Origin of the sequence: Psychrobacillus sp. BM2, assembly GCF_048572895.1 — a bacterium.
Lineage (GTDB): Bacteria > Bacillota > Bacilli > Bacillales_A > Planococcaceae > Psychrobacillus.
Genome location: NZ_CP183878.1, coordinates 1,225,564 through 1,246,053 on the forward strand (window position 1 = coordinate 1,225,564; position 20,490 = coordinate 1,246,053).

A 20,490-nucleotide genomic window follows, 5' to 3' on the forward strand; every position below is an offset into this window, starting at 1 on the left:
GGGTGTTAATCAATGGATACAAATCAATATTTGGAAATGTTTATAGAAGAAAGTAAGGAACATTTGCAAGCTTGTAACGAACATTTATTAGAATTAGAAAAAAATCCTGGAAATATAGCAATAGTCAATGAAGTATTCCGCTCCGCGCATACTTTGAAAGGTATGTCAGCAACAATGGGTTATGAAGATATCGCAAATTTAACGCATAAGATGGAAAATGTTTTAGATGAAATTAGAAATAGCCGTCTGCATGTAACTGCTGAATTATTAGATGTTGTTTTTGTTGCAGTCGATCAATTGGAAGAAATGGTATTGGATATCGCGGCAGGAGGAAAAGGAAAGCTAGATGTAACAGATACTGTACAAAAGCTCCATAAAATAGAAACTGGGGAAGAAATTCCAGTTGCTGCTACAACAGTAGAACCCACTGTTGCCAGTAATACCCCTCAAGAGAACTGGTTAACTTATGACGATTATGAAATGACAGTCATTCAACAGTCGGTTGAACAGGATTTCTTTACGTATGAAATTTCTGTCAAACTGCGGGAAGATTGCTTACTAAAAGCAGCAAGAGTATATATGGTTTTTGAATTGCTAGAGAAAATGGGAGACGTTATAAAATCTTCTCCATCTGTTGAGAAGTTGGAGGGTGAGGACTTTGATGAAATTTTCTATGTAGCTCTAGTTACAACTGAACCTTCAGAAGATGTACAAAAGAAACTAATGAAAGTCTCCGAAGTGACAGAAGTACTAGTGAACCCAGTGACATTTGAACAACTTAAAAAACGTAATAATTCTGAGCTAGACAAAGTTGAAGAAAATTCAGTTATGGAAATTACGGATGTCATAGAAGAAAAACAACAAATAGCGGAAGTGAAATCTCCTGAAAAATCGACGACATCCAAAAACAATCAAGTCCAATCTAGTAAAACTATTCGAGTGAATATTGAAAGATTAGATATATTGATGAATTTATTTGAGGAATTAGTAATTGACCGCGGTCGGTTACAGTCAATCTCCGAAGATTTACATAATAGCGAGTTAGATGAAACTGTAGAACGTATGTCTCGTATAACTGGAGACCTACAAAATATTATATTAAATATGCGTATGGTTCCTGTTGAAACAGTATTTAATAGATTCCCAAGAATGGTACGCCAGTTAGCACGTGACTTAAACAAAAAAATCAATTTAGAAGTGATTGGTGCTGAAACAGAATTAGATCGAACTGTAATTGATGAAATTGGGGATCCTCTTGTCCATTTAATAAGAAATTCCTTAGATCATGGGGTAGAAAGCCCTGAAATTCGCTTAGCTAAAGGAAAACCAGAAGAAGGCACAGTCGTTCTACGGGCATACCATAGCGGAAATCATGTGTTTATCGAGATTGAGGATGATGGTGCAGGCATTAACCGTGAGAAAGTCTTGAAAAAAGCTATATCAAAAGGAATTGTTTCAACTGAAGTGGCTCAAACGTTAAGCGATAAACAAGTAGCAGAGCTTATTCTATCCTCTGGGTTCTCTACGGCAGATGTCATTTCGGACGTTTCGGGTAGAGGTGTAGGATTAGACGTGGTAAAAACAACGATTGAATCCCTTGGTGGTTCTATTGAAATTTCATCAACGGAAGGGAAAGGATCATTATTTTCTATCCAATTACCATTAACACTTTCTATTATTTCCGTAATGCTAGTAGAACTTGGTGAGGAAATTTATGCCATACCGCTATCATCTATTATTGAGACAGCGATTATTCGCTCTTCAGATATTTTAAATGCTCATAACCAAAAAGTAATAGATTTTCGTGGAAAAGTTGTACCGCTAGTATTCTTAGAAAATGTATTTGATGTGCCAAGAGAAAGTACTGATGATGAATTTCATTCTGTTGTTCTTGTCCGAAAAGGAGATAAAATGGCTGGTCTCGTAGTAGATTCGTTTATCGGTCAACAAGAGATCGTATTAAAATCACTTGGTGCATATTTATCAACTGTATTCGCAATCTCTGGTGCAACTATTTTGGGTAATGGTAAAGTAGCACTAATTATAGATTGTAATGCATTAATCGGTTAAATAGCATCTACTAGAAAGGATGAGAGAGCGTTATGACAGAAGCAGTAGATTTTGAAAATTTAAAAGTAGTAGTTTTTCAATTGGCAGACAAAGAATATGTAATACCTGTAAGTCAGGTGCAAGGTATTGAAAAACTAATATATATTACACGTGTTCCTAAAACTCCTTCATTTGTGAAGGGAGTTATCAACTTGCGAGGAGTAGTTACTCCTATTATTGATTTGAAAAATCGCTTTGGACTAGGAGAGAGTAGTTTAAGTGAATCTTCTCGTATTATTATAATAACGTTGGATGATATGAATGTTGGGGTAATTGTTGACTCGGCTAATGATGTATTGGATATACCAGTTGATTCAATTGAACCGCAGCCTGAGGTAGTTGGAGGGATGGAACAAGACTTTATAGCTGGAGTGGCGAAAATCGATAGCCGTCTTTTAATCCTTCTTCACTTAAATCTTGTATTAAATCCTATTCAGTCAGGAGTTTAAATGATGTATGACAGCAAAATAACCTCCATGCATTTAGATGTCTTAAAGGAAATAGGGAATATTGGTGCTGCTCATGCTGCAACAGCATTGTCGACATTATTAAATAAAAAAATAGATATGAAAGTACCGAAAGTGGAAATGGTATCATTTGACGATATGATGGATTTAGCTGGTGGTCCAGAAAGTGTAGTGGCTGGTATTTATCTTCGTATAGAAGGTGATGTATCTGGCAGTATGTTTTTTGTTCTACCAGTAGAGCAAGCGAATCGATTTATACGAAGATTGATACAAGATGAAACCTTCGATTTTCAAACAGGTGAAGTATCTGAAATAGGTGCCTCTGCCATGCAGGAACTTGGTAATATACTTTCTGGTTCTTATCTATCTGCATTGTCAGATTTCACACATTTAAAGATATATCCTACTGTACCTGCTCTGAGCGTAGATATGGTTGGTGCTATTATTAGTTTTGGATTGGTAGAATTATCTCATATAAGTGATTATGTCATTGTAATAGATACAGCTATTAATGAAGAGGATGTTCCAAATGAAGATAGTGTGAAAGGACATTTCTTTTTATTGCCAGATCCAGAATCATTTGATGCCATTTTTAAAGCTTTAGGGGTTAACTAATATGAACGTACAAGGTCAAATAGTAAAAGTCGGTATTGCAGATATGAATATTGCGAAAGCTCCGGATAAAATACGTACTTCTGGGCTTGGCTCGTGTGTAGGTGTTGTTCTATATGATGAAAGATCTACGACAGTAGGCATGGTACATGTTATGCTACCAGATTCTAGTCTTGGTAGAACGGAAGTAATAAATATCGCAAAATTTGCAGATACTGGAATTCCGGCAATGGTAGAGCAGTTAAAAATAGAAGGTATTCAACCTTATAAGTTAAAAGCTAAGATAGCTGGAGGAGCTCAAATGTTTCAGTTTTCTTCTGCTAGAGATACAATGCGAATTGGGCCACGCAATGTCGAGGCGGTAAAAGAATATTTAAAAAAATATTCTATTCCTATTGTTGCAGAGGATACAGGAGGAAATAGTGGCAGAACGATCGAGTTTGATCCTACTACAAAACTATTAAATATACGAACAGTGAACCAAGGAGTGAGAAATATATAATGGTAGGTACTATTCTATCTAACTTCTGGGTAGCGCTTCTTGCTTTTAGTCTATACTTTATATATTCTTATCCTTTTATAGAGGGTAAGGTAATTCTTTTGGATGCTGGTATAGTTGCTTTTGTATTCTTTCTTCTAACATTTTTGGCTAGAGCAATTATTAGTTATATAATAAGTAATCCGCCGGAAGAAATCGAAAAGGTCGCTATAGAGAAGGATACTGAAATTTTAAAATCTGAAATTTCTCCAGAAGATTATGCGGAGCTAGTAAAGACAATGTTAAACGAAGATGAACAGCCTAACTCACAGGCCTAATAGAGTATGATGAATGGAAAACAAGGGGAGTCGATAGTTTCGACTCCCCTTTTTAGTGAGATTTTTGTTATAATAACCATAATGATCAGATATATTGGAAAGGGGGATAATTGTGGCAAATCAAGATTCGACAGATGAGCAGCTTTTATGGAAAAGTTGGACCGAAAGCAAAGATCCTCAAGCAGGAGATTTACTCATGAGAAAATATATACCGCTAGTTAACTATCATGTGCAAAGAATCGGTGCAGGTATCCCTAAAAATATATCTAGAGAAGAGCTTAAAAGTTTGGGAATGATGGGGTTATTTGATGCCCTAAATAAATTTGATTATAGCAGAGAGCTAAAATTTGATACGTATGCTTCGTTTCGAGTAAGAGGAGCTATTATTGATGGATTGAGGAAGGAAGACTGGCTTCCACGCTCTTCGCGAGAAAAAGCGAAGAAATTAGAAACTAAAATTGAAGAACTCGAGCAAAAGCTGATGAGACATGCATCTGCTGAAGAAATAGCAGAATTTGTCGAAATGCCTGTAGAAGATGTCTACCATACAGTGCAGGAACATTTTTTCTCCAATGTACTGTCAATCGATGAGCAACTACAAGAAAGTGAAGAACCTGAAAACAAATCATATGTCATTCGAGATGACTCTCAGAAAACTCCTGAACAGCAAATGGTTAAGCGAGAGTTAATCGATGATTTAGCCGATCAAATTCAACAATTAAATGACAATGAGCAATTAGTGTTAAGCTTGTTTTATACAGAGGAATTGACGCTCACAGTTATTGGAGAGATGCTAGGTTTGTCTACTTCTAGAATATCTCAAATTCATTCGAAAGCACTTTTTAAACTTAGAAAACTATTAATGAATGAAATGATGAATGTATAGAAAAAAGGGGATACTACCATGAGCTTAAAATTAGCGGAACTTCAAATAGCTATTCCTAAAACGTTTGATGCAGGCAAAGTAGCCGATCAAATCCAACAACAGAGTGCCATCAACCAATCTAATGCGCAAGCAGCTTCGGAAAGACAGTTAGAAAAAAATAGGGAAACTGTCACAAAGAATGAAGCCATGGAGACAAGCTCTCACGAGGAAGAAAGAGAACGAGCGGAACAAGAGCGTCAAAAGCGAGAAAAGAAAGAACGGGAAGTGACGGAGACAAAGCACCCTTTCAAAGGGAATTTTGTAGACTTTAGTGGTTAGGAGCATTTATGATAACGACTATTATAATAATATTATTCTTATTGCAAGTTATAAGTTTTTACTTTATTGCCTTATTAAATGCTAAGATTTCAAGGTTTAATAATATGGAGCAAAAGCAACAACAAGTGTTAAACGACATGGAAGATTCTTTTAGTGCTTATATCGCAGAAATTAGGGATGAAAATAATCGACTGTTAAAGGAACTACAAAATACAGATGCACCTAAAACAACAAATCTTGAAATTTTAGAAAAGCCGTCAATAAAAGAAGCTTCAACCTTTGAAGCTCCAATTTCTTTTGTATCTAAACAAATAGCAGCAAGCAGTTATTTGAAAACTGCTCAAACGACTACAAAAAAAGTCCCTAAAACTGTGAAAGAAAAAGTGTTGTTTCATTATGAACAAGGAAAAACTACTGATGAAATAGCGAAAATGTTGCAAATTGGGAAGACAGAAGTGGAGCTTTTTCTAAAATTTAACGACTAAATAGTTGAAAGTATAAAAAACATATGTTATATTAGACAACGGTATGAATACACACGCAGTTCGGATGGATTTAGCAGGTGCTCTATTTATAGAGTAGCTATTTACAAATGATGAATGCGGAAGACTAAACCAAACCAGGAGGAAACAAATCATGTCAGTAATCTCAATGAAGCAATTATTAGAGGCTGGTGTACACTTCGGTCACCAAACTCGCCGTTGGAATCCAAAAATGAAAAAATACATTTTTGTTGAACGTAACGGAATCTACATCATCGATCTTCAAAAAACGGTAAAAAAATTAGAAGAAGCTTATGATTTCATGCGTCAAGTAGGTCAAGACGGTGGGAAAGTTCTTTTCGTAGGAACTAAAAAACAAGCTCAAGAAGCTATTAAAGAAGAAGCTGAACGTTCAGGTAACTACTACATTAACCAACGTTGGTTAGGTGGTACTCTAACAAACTTCGGTACTATTCAAAAACGTGTAGCTCGTCTAAAAGCGATTGAAAAAATGGAAGAAGACGGTACTTTTGAAGTACTTCCTAAAAAAGAAGTTGTTCAACTTAAAAAACAACATGAACGTCTTGTTAAATTCTTAGGCGGTATCCGTGATATGAAAGCTGTTCCGGACGTAATGTTTGTTGTTGATCCACGTAAAGAGCGTATTGCTGTTGCAGAAGCTCGCAAACTAAACATTCCGTTAGTAGGAATCGTTGATACAAACTGTGATCCAGATGAAATCGACTATGTAATTCCTGCAAATGATGATGCAATTCGCGCGGTTAAATTATTGACTGCTAAAATGGCGGATGCATTACTTGAAGCAAGACAAGGTGAAGACGAAGAAGTAACTTCTGCTGAAGTTGCAGCTGAGTAATACCTGAGTAATACAAATTGTAATTAACAGGTGATAAGCGGCCAAACCTCTTATCACCTTTTTTTGAGAAAATGACATTAATTGTACTAGGAGGAATTTATAATGGCAGTTACAGCACAAATGGTAAAAGAATTGCGTGAAAAAACTGGTGCAGGTATGATGGACTGTAAAAAAGCTTTAGTAGAAACAGACGGTAATTTAGAAGCAGCAATCGACTTTTTACGTGAAAAAGGTCTATCTTCTGCAGCTAAAAAAGCGGATCGTATCGCTGCTGAAGGTACTACTTTCATTCAAGTTGAAGGAAACAAGGCTGTATTATTAGAAATGAATGCAGAAACTGATTTCGTTTCTAAAAATGAGTCTTTCCAACAATTAGTTCAAACAGTTGCTTCTCATTTATTAGCTACAGAGCCAGCTTCAGTAGAAGAAGCTTTAGCTTCAACAGTTGAAGAAGGAATTACAGTAGAAAACCTAATCTCTAACGCAGTTGCTAAAATTGGAGAAAAAATCACACTTCGTCGTTTCGTAATCGAAACGAAAACAGATGCAGATGCATTTGGTCCATACCTACACATGGGAGGACGTATCGGAGTTCTTACAGTATTAGAAGGTTCAACAGATGAGCAAGCTGCTAAAGATGTTGCAATGCACATTGCAGCATTAAACCCTGCTTATATTTCACGTGATGAGGTTTCTGCTGACGAAGTAGAACGTGAACGTAAAATATTAACAGAACAAGCTTTAAATGAAGGAAAACCTGAGAATATCGTTGCTAAAATGGTAGAGGGTCGCCTTGGTAAATATTTTGAAGAAGTTTGTGTATTAGACCAATCATTCGTTAAAAATCCAGACCAAAAAGTTAAAGTATTTGTTGAATCAACTGGTGGAAAACTAGTTTCATTCACTCGCTATGCTGTTGGTGAAGGAATCGAAAAACGTGAAGACAACTTCGCTGAAGAAGTAATGAGCCAAGTTAAAGGTAACTAATACGAAAAGCGCAGGCGCCTATGTAGCCCCGAAAAGCGTTGGAAGAATGACGGTAAAGGCGTTCTTTGCCTTTATCCGTCATTCTGAAACGACTCGAGGGGCTAGGCGCTGGAGCTAGACATTAAGAAAAGCGCAGGCGCCTATGCAAGCCCCAACAAGCGCTGGAAGAATTTCACGTAAAGGCGTACTTTGCCTTTATCCGTCATTCTGAAACGACTCGAGGGGCTAGGCGCCGGAGCTGGACAATAAGAAAAGTGCAGGCGCTTATGCAAAGGAAGGCAATCTAAGTTCGCGACAAACGCGATCGCAACGATTGCATGACCCGCATCGTGCGGGCCTAAAAGCGGCAGACGCCTAGTGTGCGTTTTCGTTAGTACTAATATAAAATAACAACCGGGGAACACGTAATTTGTGTTCCCTATTTTTCAAGATAGAGATGGAGGATACCTATGAGCAAACCACAATACGAAAGAATCGTTTTAAAATTAAGTGGCGAGGCATTAGCTGGAGAACAGGGTTTCGGTTTATCTCCTGACATTATTAAATCTGTAGCGGAACAAGTAAAAGAAGTTGTAGATCTTGGCGTAGAGGTTGCGGTAGTTGTTGGTGGAGGCAATATTTGGCGAGGTAAAGTAGGAAGCGAGATGGGCATGGATCGTGCTACCGCGGACTATATGGGTATGCTTGCTACAGTTATGAATTCACTTGCACTACAAGATTCTCTAGAAAAAGCAGGTGTCGAAACACGCGTTCAGACATCTATCGAAATGCGACAAGTTGCAGAGCCTTACATACGTAGAAGAGCCATTCGTCATTTAGAAAAAAAACGAGTAGTTATTTTTGCAGCAGGAACAGGAAATCCATACTTCTCAACAGATACAACAGCAGCTTTAAGAGCAGCAGAAATAGAAGCAGATGTTATATTAATGGCCAAAAATAATGTAGATGGTGTATACTCAGCTGATCCTAAAACGGATAGTACAGCAGTGAAATATGATAATCTTTCATTTATTGAAGTGATTCAACAAGGACTCCAAGTTATGGATTCTACAGCATCAACTTTATGTATGGACAATGATATAGCTCTTATTGTATTCTCGATAATGGAAAAAGGTAATATTAAAAAGGCTGTACTAGGGGAGACCATAGGAACAGTCGTTAGGAGGAATTCATAATGCCGAAAAAAGTGATAGAGCAAACAACTGATAAAATGGCAAAAACGATATCAGTTTATAGTAGAGAATTATCTACTATCCGTGCTGGTCGTGCTAGTGCTTCTTTACTTGATAAAATTTCTGTAGACTATTATGGCGCACCAACTCCGATCAATCAAATGGCTGGTATTTCAGTACCTGAAGCTCGCTTAATAACTATCTTGCCATATGATAAAACAATTCTAGGGGATATTGAAAAAGCGATTATGAAATCGGATTTGGGGATCACTCCAACGAATGATGGAACATTAATTCGTATTGCGATTCCAGCATTAACGGAAGAACGTCGTAAAGAATTAGTTAAACAGGTGAAAAAAGAAGCTGAAGAAGCAAAAGTAAATGTTCGTAACGTTCGCCGTGACGGCAATGACGATTTGAAAAAACTTGAAAAATCTGGTGAAATTACAGAAGACGAGTTAAGAAATTATACAGATGAAATTCAAAAACTTACAGATGCTAATATTGAAAAAATCGATGCAATTACAAAAGAAAAAGAAAAAGAAATTTTAGATGTTTAACCTTTAAGGAGAAGTGATTGGAGTTAAAGCTTTAAAAATACCAAAATCTTCTTCAAATGATTAGTCTAGGTTAAGTACTTCTGAACTTTTATTTAAAAAAGGCGTCCTTTGAAGGGGACGTCTTTTTATATGTACGTTTATTTGTTATGATAGGTATAGACGTTCGACTTGGTAGATTGGGGGTTTCTAAATGTTTAAAAAACTTATTCGTAAAAATGATAGAAAAATCGATACTCATTTAGATGAACGAAAAAAAAATGCCCAAACAGAACAATTACCCAGCCATATTGCAGTTATCATGGATGGGAACGGTAGATGGGCTAAAAAAAGGTCACTTCCCCGTATTGCTGGTCATCATGAAGGTATGAAGACTGTTAAGAAAATAACTCGATTTGCAAATGATGTCGGAATAGATACGTTAACCTTGTATGCTTTTTCTACAGAAAATTGGAAGCGTCCCAAGATGGAAGTAGAATTTTTAATGAGACTCCCCGAAGAATTTTTGGGTGCGTATTTACCAGAGTTAATCGAGCAAAATGTTCAAGTACGGATGATGGGAAATATAGAGGCGCTGCCTGAGCATACGAAAAGAGCAATTAATAAAGCGATGGATGAAACCGCAAAAAATAACGGTCTCATACTTAACTTTGCATTGAATTACGGGAGTAGAGATGAAATTGTTCAGGCAGTTAAACGTATTGCTGAGCAAATACAGCAAGATGAAATTTCAGAGGAAGAAATTACAGAAGAATTACTGACTAGTCATTTAATGACCAAGGACTTATCTGAACCTGACCTTCTTATTCGAACGAGCGGAGAGGTTCGACTAAGTAATTTTATGCTATGGCAGTTGGCTTACACCGAGTTTTGGTTTACGGATACACTGTGGCCAGACTTTGATGAAGCTTGTTTGCTAGAAGCTATTGAAGGCTATCAAAAAAGGAATAGAAGATATGGTGGACTTAAGGGGGAAGAAGTGAATTGAAACAACGTATTATAACTGGTGCTATTGCATTAGCACTATTTCTCCCAATTGTTTTATTAGGTGGATCTATTTTCACTATTTCAGTATACATAATAGCAGCAGTTGGATTGCATGAGATGCTCCGTATGAAGGGTATAAATTTATTTTCATTTGCAGGTTTAGTTTCATTTCTGCTCCTGTTTCTATTATTATTGCCGTCATCCTTTGCGGAGAAAGTTTTGCCATATACTGGACATACGAAATTAGAATGGGTGTTTGTTGGAGTTTTCTTAGTGTTAATCTATACAGTATTAGTAAAAAATCGTTTTACTTTTGATGATGCGGCATTTGTAATTTTGAGTACACTTTATGTTGGAATTGGTTTTTATTATTTTATAGAAACAAGAAATGAAGGTTTGGCATACGTTATTTTTGCGTTGCTTATCGTATGGACAACAGATTCTGGTGCTTACTTTACTGGTCGAAAAATCGGGAAAAGAAAATTATGGCCTGAAATCTCTCCAAATAAGACAGTAGAAGGATTTGTTGGAGGTATCATATGGGCGTTAATCACCGCTTTTATCATTCAATGGATAAGCCCACTTACTTCATCAATTCTCATTTTAATAGGAATTACCATTGCTGCATCTATATTTGGGCAGCTTGGAGACCTAGTGGAATCGGCTATAAAAAGACATTATAATGTGAAAGATTCTGGTAATCTGTTGCCAGGTCACGGTGGAATTTTGGATCGTTTTGACAGTATCTTATTTGTCTTACCACTTCTTCACTTTTTACATTTTATATAAGGAGACGACATTATTTCATGGTGAAAAGAATAAGTTTATTAGGAGCCACTGGTTCTATCGGAATGCAAACACTGGATATAATAAAAGAACATCCAGATCAGTTTCAACTAGTTGCATTTTCAGCGGGGAAAAATATAGACGCTACAAAGCAAATAATTCAAGATTTTACTGTTCCTTTAGTTTCTGTTTTAACTGAGGAGGATGCCATTCAATTAGGAAAAGAGTTTCCTCAAATCGAAATAGTCTTTGGTGACCACGGACTAATACAAGTTGCAGCACATGCAGATGCGGATGTTTTAGTGAATGCAGTACTAGGTAGTGTAGGTTTAAGACCAACATTAGAAGCGATCAAACAAGGTATAACAATTGCAATTGCAAATAAAGAGACGCTAGTGACTGCAGGACACTTAATAATGAAAGCTGCTAAGGAATATAATGTGCCAATTCTTCCAGTGGACAGCGAGCATTCAGCATTATTCCAAGCAATGAACGGAGAAAAACGTTCTGAAATTGCAAAGCTAATAATTACTGCATCGGGCGGAAGCTTTCGAGATCGTACTCGGGAAGAGCTAAAAAATGTAACTGTACAGGATGCACTAAATCATCCGAACTGGTCTATGGGTTCGAAAATTACGATTGATTCTGCCACGATGATGAACAAAGGCTTAGAAGTAATTGAAGCCAGAGTTCTATTTGATATTGCTTACGATGATATCGAAGTATTACTTCACCGAGAGAGTATTATACATTCAATGGTTGAATTTCAAGATACTAGTGTTATTGCTCAACTAGGAACTCCGGATATGCGTGTGCCAATACAATATGCATTGTCTTATCCAGAAAGATTGACAAGACAGACAGCCCCGCGTCTTAATCTAGCTCAAATAGGCAAATTGCATTTTGAAGAGATGGATTATACACGTTATCATGCATTGAAATTGGCCATTGATGCAGGACGAGCAGGTGGAACGATGACAACGGTGCTAAATGCTGCTAACGAAGCGGCTGTAGCTTTATTTTTACAAGAAAAGATTGGCTTTTTAAAAATTGATGAGTTGATAGAGCGAGCAATGGATGAGCATGTGAACCTTTCGAATCCAGATTTAGAAACAATTCTTCATGTAGATGCAAAAACGAGAAAATCCGTTCAGAACATGATAAAATGATAAGATGTGAAAGCATAATCAGCTAGAAACTAAAGGTGGGGTATAATGGAGACAGCCATTGCGTTTATAATTATTTTTGGAAGTATTGTATTTTTCCATGAGTTTGGGCATTTTATCTTTGCTAAAAGAGCAGGAATTATGGTGCGAGAGTTTGCGATAGGTATGGGGCCTAAAATCTTTGGATATACAAAGGGTGAAACTCTTTATACGCTAAGGTTGCTTCCAATCGGTGGATATGTTCGTATGGCCGGTGAAGATATGGACTCAGTTGAGCTACAGCCTGGTTATCGTTTAGGAATACATTTAAATGATTTAGACGAAATCGATCAAATTTTATTAAACCAAAACAAACAGTTTCCAGATATGTTGTTTTTAGAAGTAGAAAGATCTAATTTAACCGACCAAATGTTTATCGAAGGATACAATGAAGAAGAAAAGTTAGTGCGATACAAAGTAGCGCGAAATGCTGTCATAAATGAAAAAGGCAATGAAACAATAATTGCACCTGCTGATCGTCAATTCGGCTCAAAGTCGGTTGGACAACGATCAATGACTATTTTTGCAGGACCCCTTTTTAACTTTATCCTATCTTTTTTTATTTTCTTAGCGCTTGGATTGTTTCAAGGAGTACCAACATATGAACCAGTCATTACAACTGTAGTTAAAGACAGTCCTGCAGCACAAGCTGGTATGCAAGATGGTGATTTAGTAACGAAGATTGATGGTGTTTCTATTACTACTTGGGACGAACTATCTGAAAAAGTAAAAGTCAGTTCAAACGAGCTAATGGAATTTACAGTAGAACGTGATGGGCAAGAAGTAAATCTATCTATGACGCCGAATGAAGTTGTAGCTGGTAAAGAAAAAGTGGGACAAATTGGTGTACAATACTCTAGTCCGTTAGAGAAAAATCCTGCAAAAGCAGTTGTCTATGGGGCAGAACAGACCTATGAATGGACTAAACGTATATTTACTATACTTGGTACATTAATTACTGGTAATTTTTCTATAGATGATTTATCAGGTCCAGTAGGAATATATAAAGCGACGGAAGAAGTTGCGCAATACGGTGTATACAATCTAATGCACTGGGCTGCAATATTAAGTATAAATCTCGGTATTATGAATTTATTGCCATTACCCGCATTAGACGGAGGAAGATTATTATTCTTCTTGTTTGAAGCTTTACGTGGGAAACCGATAGACAAACAAAAAGAAGGTATGGTCCACTTTGTCGGAATAATGCTACTGATGGTATTAATGGTTGTCGTTACATGGAATGACATACAACGATTTTTCTTCAATGGGTAAAAAATTAGGGGGGAAGTTCAATTATCTGAACTTCCTTTCTTTTACTGTGTATAGAAAAGCGCAGGTGCCTATGGGAAGTCAGTCTAAGTTCGCGACATCGTGTCGCAATGACTGACTGACCCACATCGTGTTGGCCTGCCTCCGACTAGCGATGGAAGGATTTCACGTAAAGGCGTATTTTGCGCCTTTGCTGAAATTCTGAAGCGACTCGAGGGGCTAGGCGCTGGAGCTAGACAAGAAGGAGGGATACGAGCTGTGGATGACGGGAAAATGAGGATGCACTTGTTGTTGCAACAACTAGAGTTAACAGAGGATTCTTTCGTAAAGCACTTTGAACATGCATCCATTGATCGATTAACGGTACATAAGAAAAATAGACAATGGGATTTTCAAATTCAATTACAAGCTATATTACCTATAGATGTATTTACGATTTTCCAAACACGACTACTAGAAAAGTTTTCTGGTATAGCTAATATATTGCTCACTATTCAATGTGAGGGCAAAGATGTTTCACAAGAGTTGATCAACCAATATTGGCCGTTAGTTCTTAAAGAATTAAGTGATATGGCACCACCTTTAAAAGAACGCTTGTTGAAACAACAGCCTGAATGGAATGGTCAGATGATTCATTTAACCTGTGGACAGGAAATTGAATTACGAACGTTTAAAAAGAAATATATCGAACAATTATCGGATATATATGTCGGGTTTGGTTTTCCGAAAATAGCGTTTGACTTCCGTTTGGTAGAAGATACTGAAGCAATAGCAAAAGCGCAATTAGAATTTTTAGAACAGCGCCGTTTAGAGGAAGAAAAGCTTGGTCAAAAAGCTTTAGAAGATATGCAGAAACGCGATCAAAATAGACAGGAAAATGGTAACCAGAGTACAGACGGTCCATTCCAACTTGGAGTGCCGCTTAAAAAAGATGAGCCTATTATTGATATAAAAACTATCCAGGATGAAGAGCGTAGGGTGACGATTGAAGGCTTTGTATTCGATGTAGAAGTAAAAGAATTACGAAGTGGCCGTTCTCTTTTGACTGCGAAAGTTACCGATTATACAGACTCCATATTAGTGAAAATGTTCTCTAGAGATAAAGAGGATGCACACATGATGGAACGACTGCAAAAAGGTATGTGGATAAAGGTAAGAGGATCAGTGCAAAACGATACATTTGTACGAGATTTAATCATCATGGCACAAGATATGAACGAGATAAATCCGATGGTACGTTTGGATACTGCGAAAGAAAAACGGGTGGAGCTACATCTTCATACACCGATGAGTCAAATGGACGCTGTTTCTTCAGTTTCGTCCTTAGTTTCACAAGCAGCTAAATGGGGACATAAAGCGATTGCCATTACAGATCACGCTAATTTGCAATCTTTTCCAGAGGCGTATGCAGCTGGGAAAAAGAATGGTATTAAAATTCTGTATGGTTTAGAAGCGAATCTTGTACATGACGGGGTTCCTATTGCTTATGATGAGCAGCATACTGCATTAGAAGATGCAGTATATATAGTATTTGACGTAGAAACTACAGGTTTATCTGCCACTTACGATAAAATAATCGAATTAGCAGCTGTCAAAATGCAAAACGGCAATATAATCGATAAGTTCGAACGATTTGTAAATCCGCATCATGCTCTTTCAGCAACTACGATCGAGTTAACTGGAATTACAGATGATATGGTTCGAAATGCACCTGAAATAGAACAGGTCATTAAAGACTTTTATGAGTTTATTGGAGATGGCATAATTGTTGCGCATAATGCATCTTTTGATATGGGCTTCTTATACGAAGGATATCGTAGAACAGGAATAGATCATTTTAATCACCCTGTAATTGATACTTTGGAGCTTGCCCGGTTTTTACATCCCGAGATGAAATCTCATCGTCTCGGTACTTTAACGAAAAAATTCAATATTGAGCTGACACAAGCCCACCGAGCAATATTTGACTGTGAAGCAACAGGGTATTTATTGCTTCATTTATTAAAAGAAGCAGAGGAACATAAAATAGAGTATCACGATGACTTTAACAAGCATATCGGACAAGGGGATTCATATAAGCGAGCTAGACCAACACATTGTACAATCTTAGCTAAAAATGACATAGGTTTGAAAAACCTATTTAAATTAGTGTCTCTTGCTCATACTACTACCTTCTATCGTGTGCCAAGATTAAAACGATCTGTGCTGCAAAAGCATAGAGAAGGACTAATCATTGGTTCAGGATGCGATAAAGGAGAGGTTTTTGAAGGTCTTATGCAAAAACCATTAGAGCAAGTAGAAGAGATTGCTCAGTTCTATGATTATTTAGAAATACATCCTAAAGAAGTATATGCTCACTTAATCGAGGCAGAATTAGTTAGAGACGAATGGAATTTAGAAGACATCATCCGTAAAATGATTAAACTCGGTAAAAAATTAAATTTACCTGTTGCAGCTACTGGAAACGTGCATTACTTGCATGAAAATGACGCTATTTTTAGAAAAATACTCGTAAACTCACAAGGTGGGGCTAATCCATTAAATCGCCATGGGCTACCTAAGGTACATTTCCGTACGACGAATGAAATGTTAGATGCCTTTGCATTTCTTGGAGAAGACCTGGCAAAAGAGATCGTAGTGACTAATCCCCAAAAAATAGCAGATTCACTTGAAGACATTAAACCAATCAGAGATGAATTATACACACCTAAGATTGAAGGGGCAGATGAGGAAGTAAGATCTCTTACTTATTCTAAAGCGAAAGAAATCTATGGAGAAGAATTACCTGAAATAGTAGAGGCACGAATTGAGAAGGAATTAACATCTATTATTGGGCATGGTTTTGCTGTTATTTATTTAATTTCGCATAAATTAGTTAAAAAATCATTAGATGATGGATATTTAGTTGGTTCGAGGGGTTCGGTAGGTTCTTCTCTTGTAGCAACAATGACAGAAATTACAGAAGTAAACCCATTACCACCTCATTATGTATGCCCAAGTTGTCAGCATTCTGAGTTTTTCCAAGATGGGTCAGTTGGTTCTGGCTTCGACTTACCAAACAAAAATTGCATTAAATGTGAAACACCTTATGTAAAAGATGGACAAGATATTCCATTTGAAACTTTCTTAGGATTCAAAGGGGATAAAGTTCCCGATATAGATTTAAACTTTAGCGGTGAGTATCAGCCGATTGCGCATAACTATACGAAGGAGTTATTCGGAGAGGATTATGTATTTCGTGCCGGTACAATTGGAACAGTAGCTGAAAAAACGGCTTATGGATATGTTCGAGGTTATATGAACGATAACAATATGTCTCTTCGCGGTGCGGAAATTGATCGTTTAGTGCAGGGTTGTACTGGTGTTAAACGAACAACTGGTCAGCATCCAGGTGGTATAATCGTTGTTCCTGACTATATGGATATATATGACTTTACGCCGATTCAGTTTCCTGCAGATGCACAGGACTCCGAATGGAAAACAACTCATTTTGATTTTCATTCCATCCATGATAATTTACTAAAACTAGATATTCTTGGACACGATGATCCGACTGTTATTCGTATGCTCCAAGATTTATCAGGGATTGACCCTAAAACAATTCCTACAGATGATCCAGAAGTGATGAAGATATTTAGTGGTACAGCATCATTAGGTGTAACGGAAGAACAAATTGACTGTAAAACTGGTACGTTAGGAATTCCGGAATTCGGAACTCGATTTGTTCGTCAAATGCTAGAAGAAACAAAACCATCCACTTTTTCTGAGTTAGTACAAATATCTGGGTTATCGCATGGAACGGATGTATGGCTTGGAAATGCACAAGAGCTAATCCAAGCAGGCACCTGTCAGCTTTCTGATGTAATTGGATGTCGTGATGATATTATGGTTTATTTAATCTATCAAGGATTAGATCCTTCCTTGGCATTTAAAATTATGGAGTCTGTTCGAAAAGGGAAAGGGCTAACTCCGGAATTTGAAGCAGAGATGAAAAAGCAAGGAGTTGCCAATTGGTATATTGAATCCTGTAAAAAGATTAAATACATGTTCCCGAAAGCCCATGCTGCTGCTTATGTATTAATGGCGGTTCGTATTGCATACTTTAAAGTTCATTATCCTATACTATATTATGCAGCGTATCTAACAGTAAGAGCTTCTGATTTCGATTTAATCTCTATGGTAAACGGATCTCAAACAATCCGAGCAAAATTGGACGAGATCAACGCAAAGGGACTAGAGGCATCTCCAAAGGAAAAGAACTTATTGACAGTATTAGAAATTGCATTAGAAATGTCTGAACGTGGCATTCGAATACAAAAAGTAGATTTATACAAATCGCATGCCAATGAATTTATAATTGAAGGAAATACGTTAATTCCTCCTTTTAATTCGATACCGGGATTAGGTACAAATGTTGCTTTCCAGATTGCTAAAGCAAGAATTGATGGTGAATTTTTATCGAAGGAAGACCTTCAACAAAGAGGTAAAGTTTCGAAGACGATCATCGAATATATGGATGCGATGGGCTGTTTAGAAGGCTTACCAGATGCCAATCAGCTTTCTCTGTTTTAGTAGGAAATTTGCAAGGCTACATGATGTATGGTAATATAAAACTACCAATGTTTCATAGTTCTGTGACGAAAGAGTGGGATTTCCCGCTCTTTTCTGTTGTTATATAGAAAATCATTGTTGTGTAGGAGGCTTATATGAGTAATATTACAAGTAAAATTGAAGAGCTTGTATCGCCTATTTTACAAGAGTTAAATTTAGATCTTGTAGATATAGAATATGTAAAAGAAGGCCGTGATTGGTTTTTACGTATTTATATTGATACTCCAACTGGCGGTATAGATATTGAACAATGCGCTCAAGTTAGTGAAAAGTTAAGTGAAAAGCTAGATGTAGAAGATCCAATCTCGGAAAATTACTTTTTAGAGGTTTCATCTCCTGGAGCAGAACGACCTTTGAAAAAAGATGCTGACTTCACAAAAGCAATTGGCAAGTATGTTTATATCAAAACATACGAACCAGTGAACGGGGCAAAGGAATTTGAAGGGACATTACTTTCTTATTCATTAGAAGAAGGCGCTTTAATCGAAGTACGAGTTAAAACTAGAAGAGTAAAAATTCAAATTGAAAAAGAGAAAATTGCGCTTGCTCGTTTAGCAATTGATTTCTCTGCATAACGTATATGGAGGAGTGAAAGCAGTGAGTAGTGAATTATTAGATGCGTTAACTGCGCTCGAACAACAAAAGGGTATTTCAAGAGATGTTTTAATAGAAGCAATAGAAGCTGCTTTAGTGACAGCCTACAAAAGAAATTTTAACCAAGCCCAAAATGTTCGTGTCGATATTAACTTAGCTACTGGAACGATGCTTGTTTATTCAAGAAAAGATGTAGTGGAAGAAGTAGCAGACGATCGTTTGCAAATTTCTTTAGAGGATGCGCAGGTTATAAATCCACATTATGCAATTGGTGATGTAGTGGAAGAGGAAGTAACTCCACGTAATTTTGGGCGTATTGCAGCTCAAACAGCAAAACAAGTAGTAACTCAACGTGTACGCGAAGCAGAGCGTGGTCTTATTTACGAAGAATATGTGGATCGTGAAGATGATATCGTAAATGGAATTGTTGAACGATTAGATGCACGGAATATATACGTGGGATTAGGAAAAGTTGAAGCAGTATTACCTGCAAATGAGCAAATTCAAACAGAGACATATCGACCTCATGAACGTATTAAAGTGTATATTACGAAAGTAGAACGTACTACACGTGGTCCTCAAGTATTCGTTTCCAGAACACATCCAGGCTTACTTCGTCGCTTGTTTGAAATGGAAGTACCAGAAATCTTTGAAGGCATTGTCGAGATTAAGTCAATTGCCCGTGAAGCAGGGGACCGATCTAAAATTTCCGTTTTTGCACATAATGACGAAATTGATCCAGTTGGCTCATGCGTTGGTGCAAAAGGAGCCCGAGTTCAAACAATTGTGAATGAGCTAAGTGGAGAGAAAATTGACATAGTTGAATGGTCTGAAGATCCAGTAGTATTTGTCGCAAATGCGCTAAGTCCTTCTAAAGTTATCGACGTTCAAGTAAATGAAGATGAAAAATCCACAACGGTTGTAGTTCCAGATTACCAGCTGTCTCTTGCAATTGGTAAAAGAGGTCAAAATGCTCGTCTTGCAGCAAAATTGACTGGTTGGAAGATTGATATTAAAAGTGAAACAGATGCAAGAGAGCTTGGAATTTATCCAAATGAAAATTCTCCACAGCTTATTATAGAAAACTTGGATGAAGAAGAATTGGATGATTTCGATTTTTATAAAGAAGAAGAATAAGCTAGGATGGTGATTTTGTATGGCGGTTCAAAAGAAAATACCGTTACGTAAATGTGTTGCTACTGGTGAAATGTTTCCGAAAAAAGAAATGATTCGTATAGTCCGTTCGAAAGAAGGAGAAGTTTCCGTGGACCTAACAGGAAAAAAATCAGGTCGTGGTGCTTATGTATCTAAATCTATCGAAGCGGTAAACCAAGCGAAAAAGAAAAATTCATTAGGCACTCATTTAGAAGCACCAATTCCAAATGAAATATATGATCAGTTAATCATTATTATTGAAAGAGAAAAACTCAAATGACAATAGAAGAGCAAATATCTAATCTATTGGGTTTAGCAACTCGAGCAAGAAAAACAATAACTGGTGAAGAATTAGTAGTAAAAGAAATAAGAAGCCAAAAGGCAAAACTAGTTGTTTTATCGAATGATGCTTCTAAAAATACAGCAAAGAAAATTAATGATAAATGTGCATCTTTTAACGTTGAGCTGCATGTCTTTGGAGACCGGCACGATCTCGGACATGCGACGGGAAAAGAGGCCAGGGTGGCAATAGCCATTATGGATGACGGTTTCGCTAAAAAACTGTCCGGCCTTCTCAACGAATATAACCGGGGGTGA

The 20,490-nt window shown here is 37.0% G+C and carries 21 protein-coding genes; all 21 read left to right on the forward strand.

What is annotated here, in order from left to right; genetic code table 11:
* The first annotated feature begins 12 nt into the window (after positions 1-12).
* Complete coding sequence (locus ACN6MX_RS05475; protein WP_419961644.1) at positions 13-2,070, forward strand: chemotaxis protein CheW; 2,058 nt, start codon at positions 13-15, stop codon at positions 2,068-2,070.
* Positions 2,071-2,102: 32 nt separating this feature from the next.
* Positions 2,103-2,558 (forward strand): chemotaxis protein CheW, encoded by a 456-nt coding sequence (locus ACN6MX_RS05480; protein ID WP_419961645.1) that lies wholly within the window; start codon positions 2,103-2,105, stop codon positions 2,556-2,558.
* Positions 2,559-3,191 carry a chemotaxis protein CheC gene (locus ACN6MX_RS05485; RefSeq protein WP_419961646.1) on the forward strand — a complete coding sequence of 211 codons (633 nt, stop codon included), beginning with the start codon at positions 2,559-2,561 and terminating at the stop codon, positions 3,189-3,191.
* 1 nt (position 3,192) lies between these two features.
* The gene (locus ACN6MX_RS05490) at positions 3,193-3,690 is read left to right on the forward strand and encodes a chemotaxis protein CheD (RefSeq protein WP_419961647.1); all 498 of its coding nucleotides are present in this window, start codon (positions 3,193-3,195) and stop codon (positions 3,688-3,690) included.
* Positions 3,690-4,004 (forward strand): hypothetical protein, encoded by a 315-nt coding sequence (locus tag ACN6MX_RS05495; RefSeq protein ID WP_419961648.1) that lies wholly within the window; start codon positions 3,690-3,692, stop codon positions 4,002-4,004. The genes ACN6MX_RS05490 and ACN6MX_RS05495 overlap by 1 nt, the downstream gene beginning before the upstream one ends.
* A 112-nt stretch (positions 4,005-4,116) precedes the next feature.
* Positions 4,117-4,890 (forward strand): FliA/WhiG family RNA polymerase sigma factor, encoded by a 774-nt coding sequence (locus ACN6MX_RS05500; protein ID WP_419961649.1) that lies wholly within the window; start codon positions 4,117-4,119, stop codon positions 4,888-4,890.
* An 18-nt stretch (positions 4,891-4,908) separates the two neighbouring features.
* Positions 4,909-5,208 (forward strand): RNA polymerase subunit sigma, encoded by a 300-nt coding sequence (locus ACN6MX_RS05505; protein WP_419961650.1) that lies wholly within the window; start codon positions 4,909-4,911, stop codon positions 5,206-5,208.
* Positions 5,209-5,216: 8 nt separating this feature from the next.
* Complete coding sequence (locus ACN6MX_RS05510) at positions 5,217-5,693, forward strand: DUF6115 domain-containing protein (protein WP_419961651.1); 477 nt, start codon at positions 5,217-5,219, stop codon at positions 5,691-5,693.
* A 151-nt stretch (positions 5,694-5,844) separates the two neighbouring features.
* Positions 5,845-6,567, forward strand: a complete 723-nt coding sequence (gene rpsB, locus ACN6MX_RS05515; protein ID WP_090562513.1) for a 30S ribosomal protein S2 — start codon at positions 5,845-5,847, stop codon at positions 6,565-6,567.
* A 102-nt stretch (positions 6,568-6,669) separates the two neighbouring features.
* Positions 6,670-7,554: a translation elongation factor Ts gene (gene tsf / locus ACN6MX_RS05520; RefSeq protein ID WP_419961652.1), complete on the forward strand. Its 885-nt coding sequence runs from the start codon at positions 6,670-6,672 to the stop codon at positions 7,552-7,554.
* 449 nt (positions 7,555-8,003) lie between these two features.
* Positions 8,004-8,729: a UMP kinase gene (gene pyrH, locus ACN6MX_RS05525; RefSeq protein ID WP_090562507.1), complete on the forward strand. Its 726-nt coding sequence runs from the start codon at positions 8,004-8,006 to the stop codon at positions 8,727-8,729.
* Positions 8,729-9,286 (forward strand): ribosome recycling factor, encoded by a 558-nt coding sequence (frr, locus tag ACN6MX_RS05530; protein WP_090562503.1) that lies wholly within the window; start codon positions 8,729-8,731, stop codon positions 9,284-9,286. Before pyrH ends, frr begins: the two co-directional genes overlap by 1 nt.
* A 190-nt stretch (positions 9,287-9,476) precedes the next feature.
* A complete protein-coding gene (locus ACN6MX_RS05535) occupies positions 9,477-10,271 on the forward strand; it encodes an isoprenyl transferase (RefSeq protein WP_419961653.1) in 795 nt (264 codons plus the stop codon).
* Positions 10,268-11,059 (forward strand): phosphatidate cytidylyltransferase, encoded by a 792-nt coding sequence (locus tag ACN6MX_RS05540; protein WP_419961654.1) that lies wholly within the window; start codon positions 10,268-10,270, stop codon positions 11,057-11,059. The genes ACN6MX_RS05535 and ACN6MX_RS05540 overlap by 4 nt, the downstream gene beginning before the upstream one ends.
* A 17-nt stretch (positions 11,060-11,076) precedes the next feature.
* Positions 11,077-12,225, forward strand: coding sequence for a 1-deoxy-D-xylulose-5-phosphate reductoisomerase (gene dxr, locus ACN6MX_RS05545; RefSeq protein ID WP_419961655.1), 1,149 nt, complete (start codon positions 11,077-11,079; stop codon positions 12,223-12,225).
* A gap of 45 nt (positions 12,226-12,270) precedes the next feature.
* Positions 12,271-13,536, forward strand: coding sequence for an RIP metalloprotease RseP (gene rseP / locus ACN6MX_RS05550; RefSeq protein ID WP_419961656.1), 1,266 nt, complete (start codon positions 12,271-12,273; stop codon positions 13,534-13,536).
* Between the two features lie 270 nt (positions 13,537-13,806).
* Positions 13,807-18,105 (forward strand): PolC-type DNA polymerase III, encoded by a 4,299-nt coding sequence (locus tag ACN6MX_RS05555; protein ID WP_419962563.1) that lies wholly within the window; start codon positions 13,807-13,809, stop codon positions 18,103-18,105.
* 134 nt (positions 18,106-18,239) lie between these two features.
* Positions 18,240-18,719, forward strand: a complete 480-nt coding sequence (gene rimP / locus ACN6MX_RS05560) for a ribosome maturation factor RimP (RefSeq protein WP_419961657.1) — start codon at positions 18,240-18,242, stop codon at positions 18,717-18,719.
* A gap of 22 nt (positions 18,720-18,741) precedes the next feature.
* Positions 18,742-19,875, forward strand: a complete 1,134-nt coding sequence (nusA, locus tag ACN6MX_RS05565) for a transcription termination factor NusA (RefSeq protein WP_419961658.1) — start codon at positions 18,742-18,744, stop codon at positions 19,873-19,875.
* Between the two features lie 19 nt (positions 19,876-19,894).
* Positions 19,895-20,173: an RNase P modulator RnpM gene (gene rnpM, locus ACN6MX_RS05570; RefSeq protein WP_419961659.1), complete on the forward strand. Its 279-nt coding sequence runs from the start codon at positions 19,895-19,897 to the stop codon at positions 20,171-20,173.
* Positions 20,170-20,490 carry a YlxQ family RNA-binding protein gene (locus ACN6MX_RS05575; RefSeq protein WP_211893659.1) on the forward strand — a complete coding sequence of 107 codons (321 nt, stop codon included), beginning with the start codon at positions 20,170-20,172 and terminating at the stop codon, positions 20,488-20,490. Before rnpM ends, ACN6MX_RS05575 begins: the two co-directional genes overlap by 4 nt.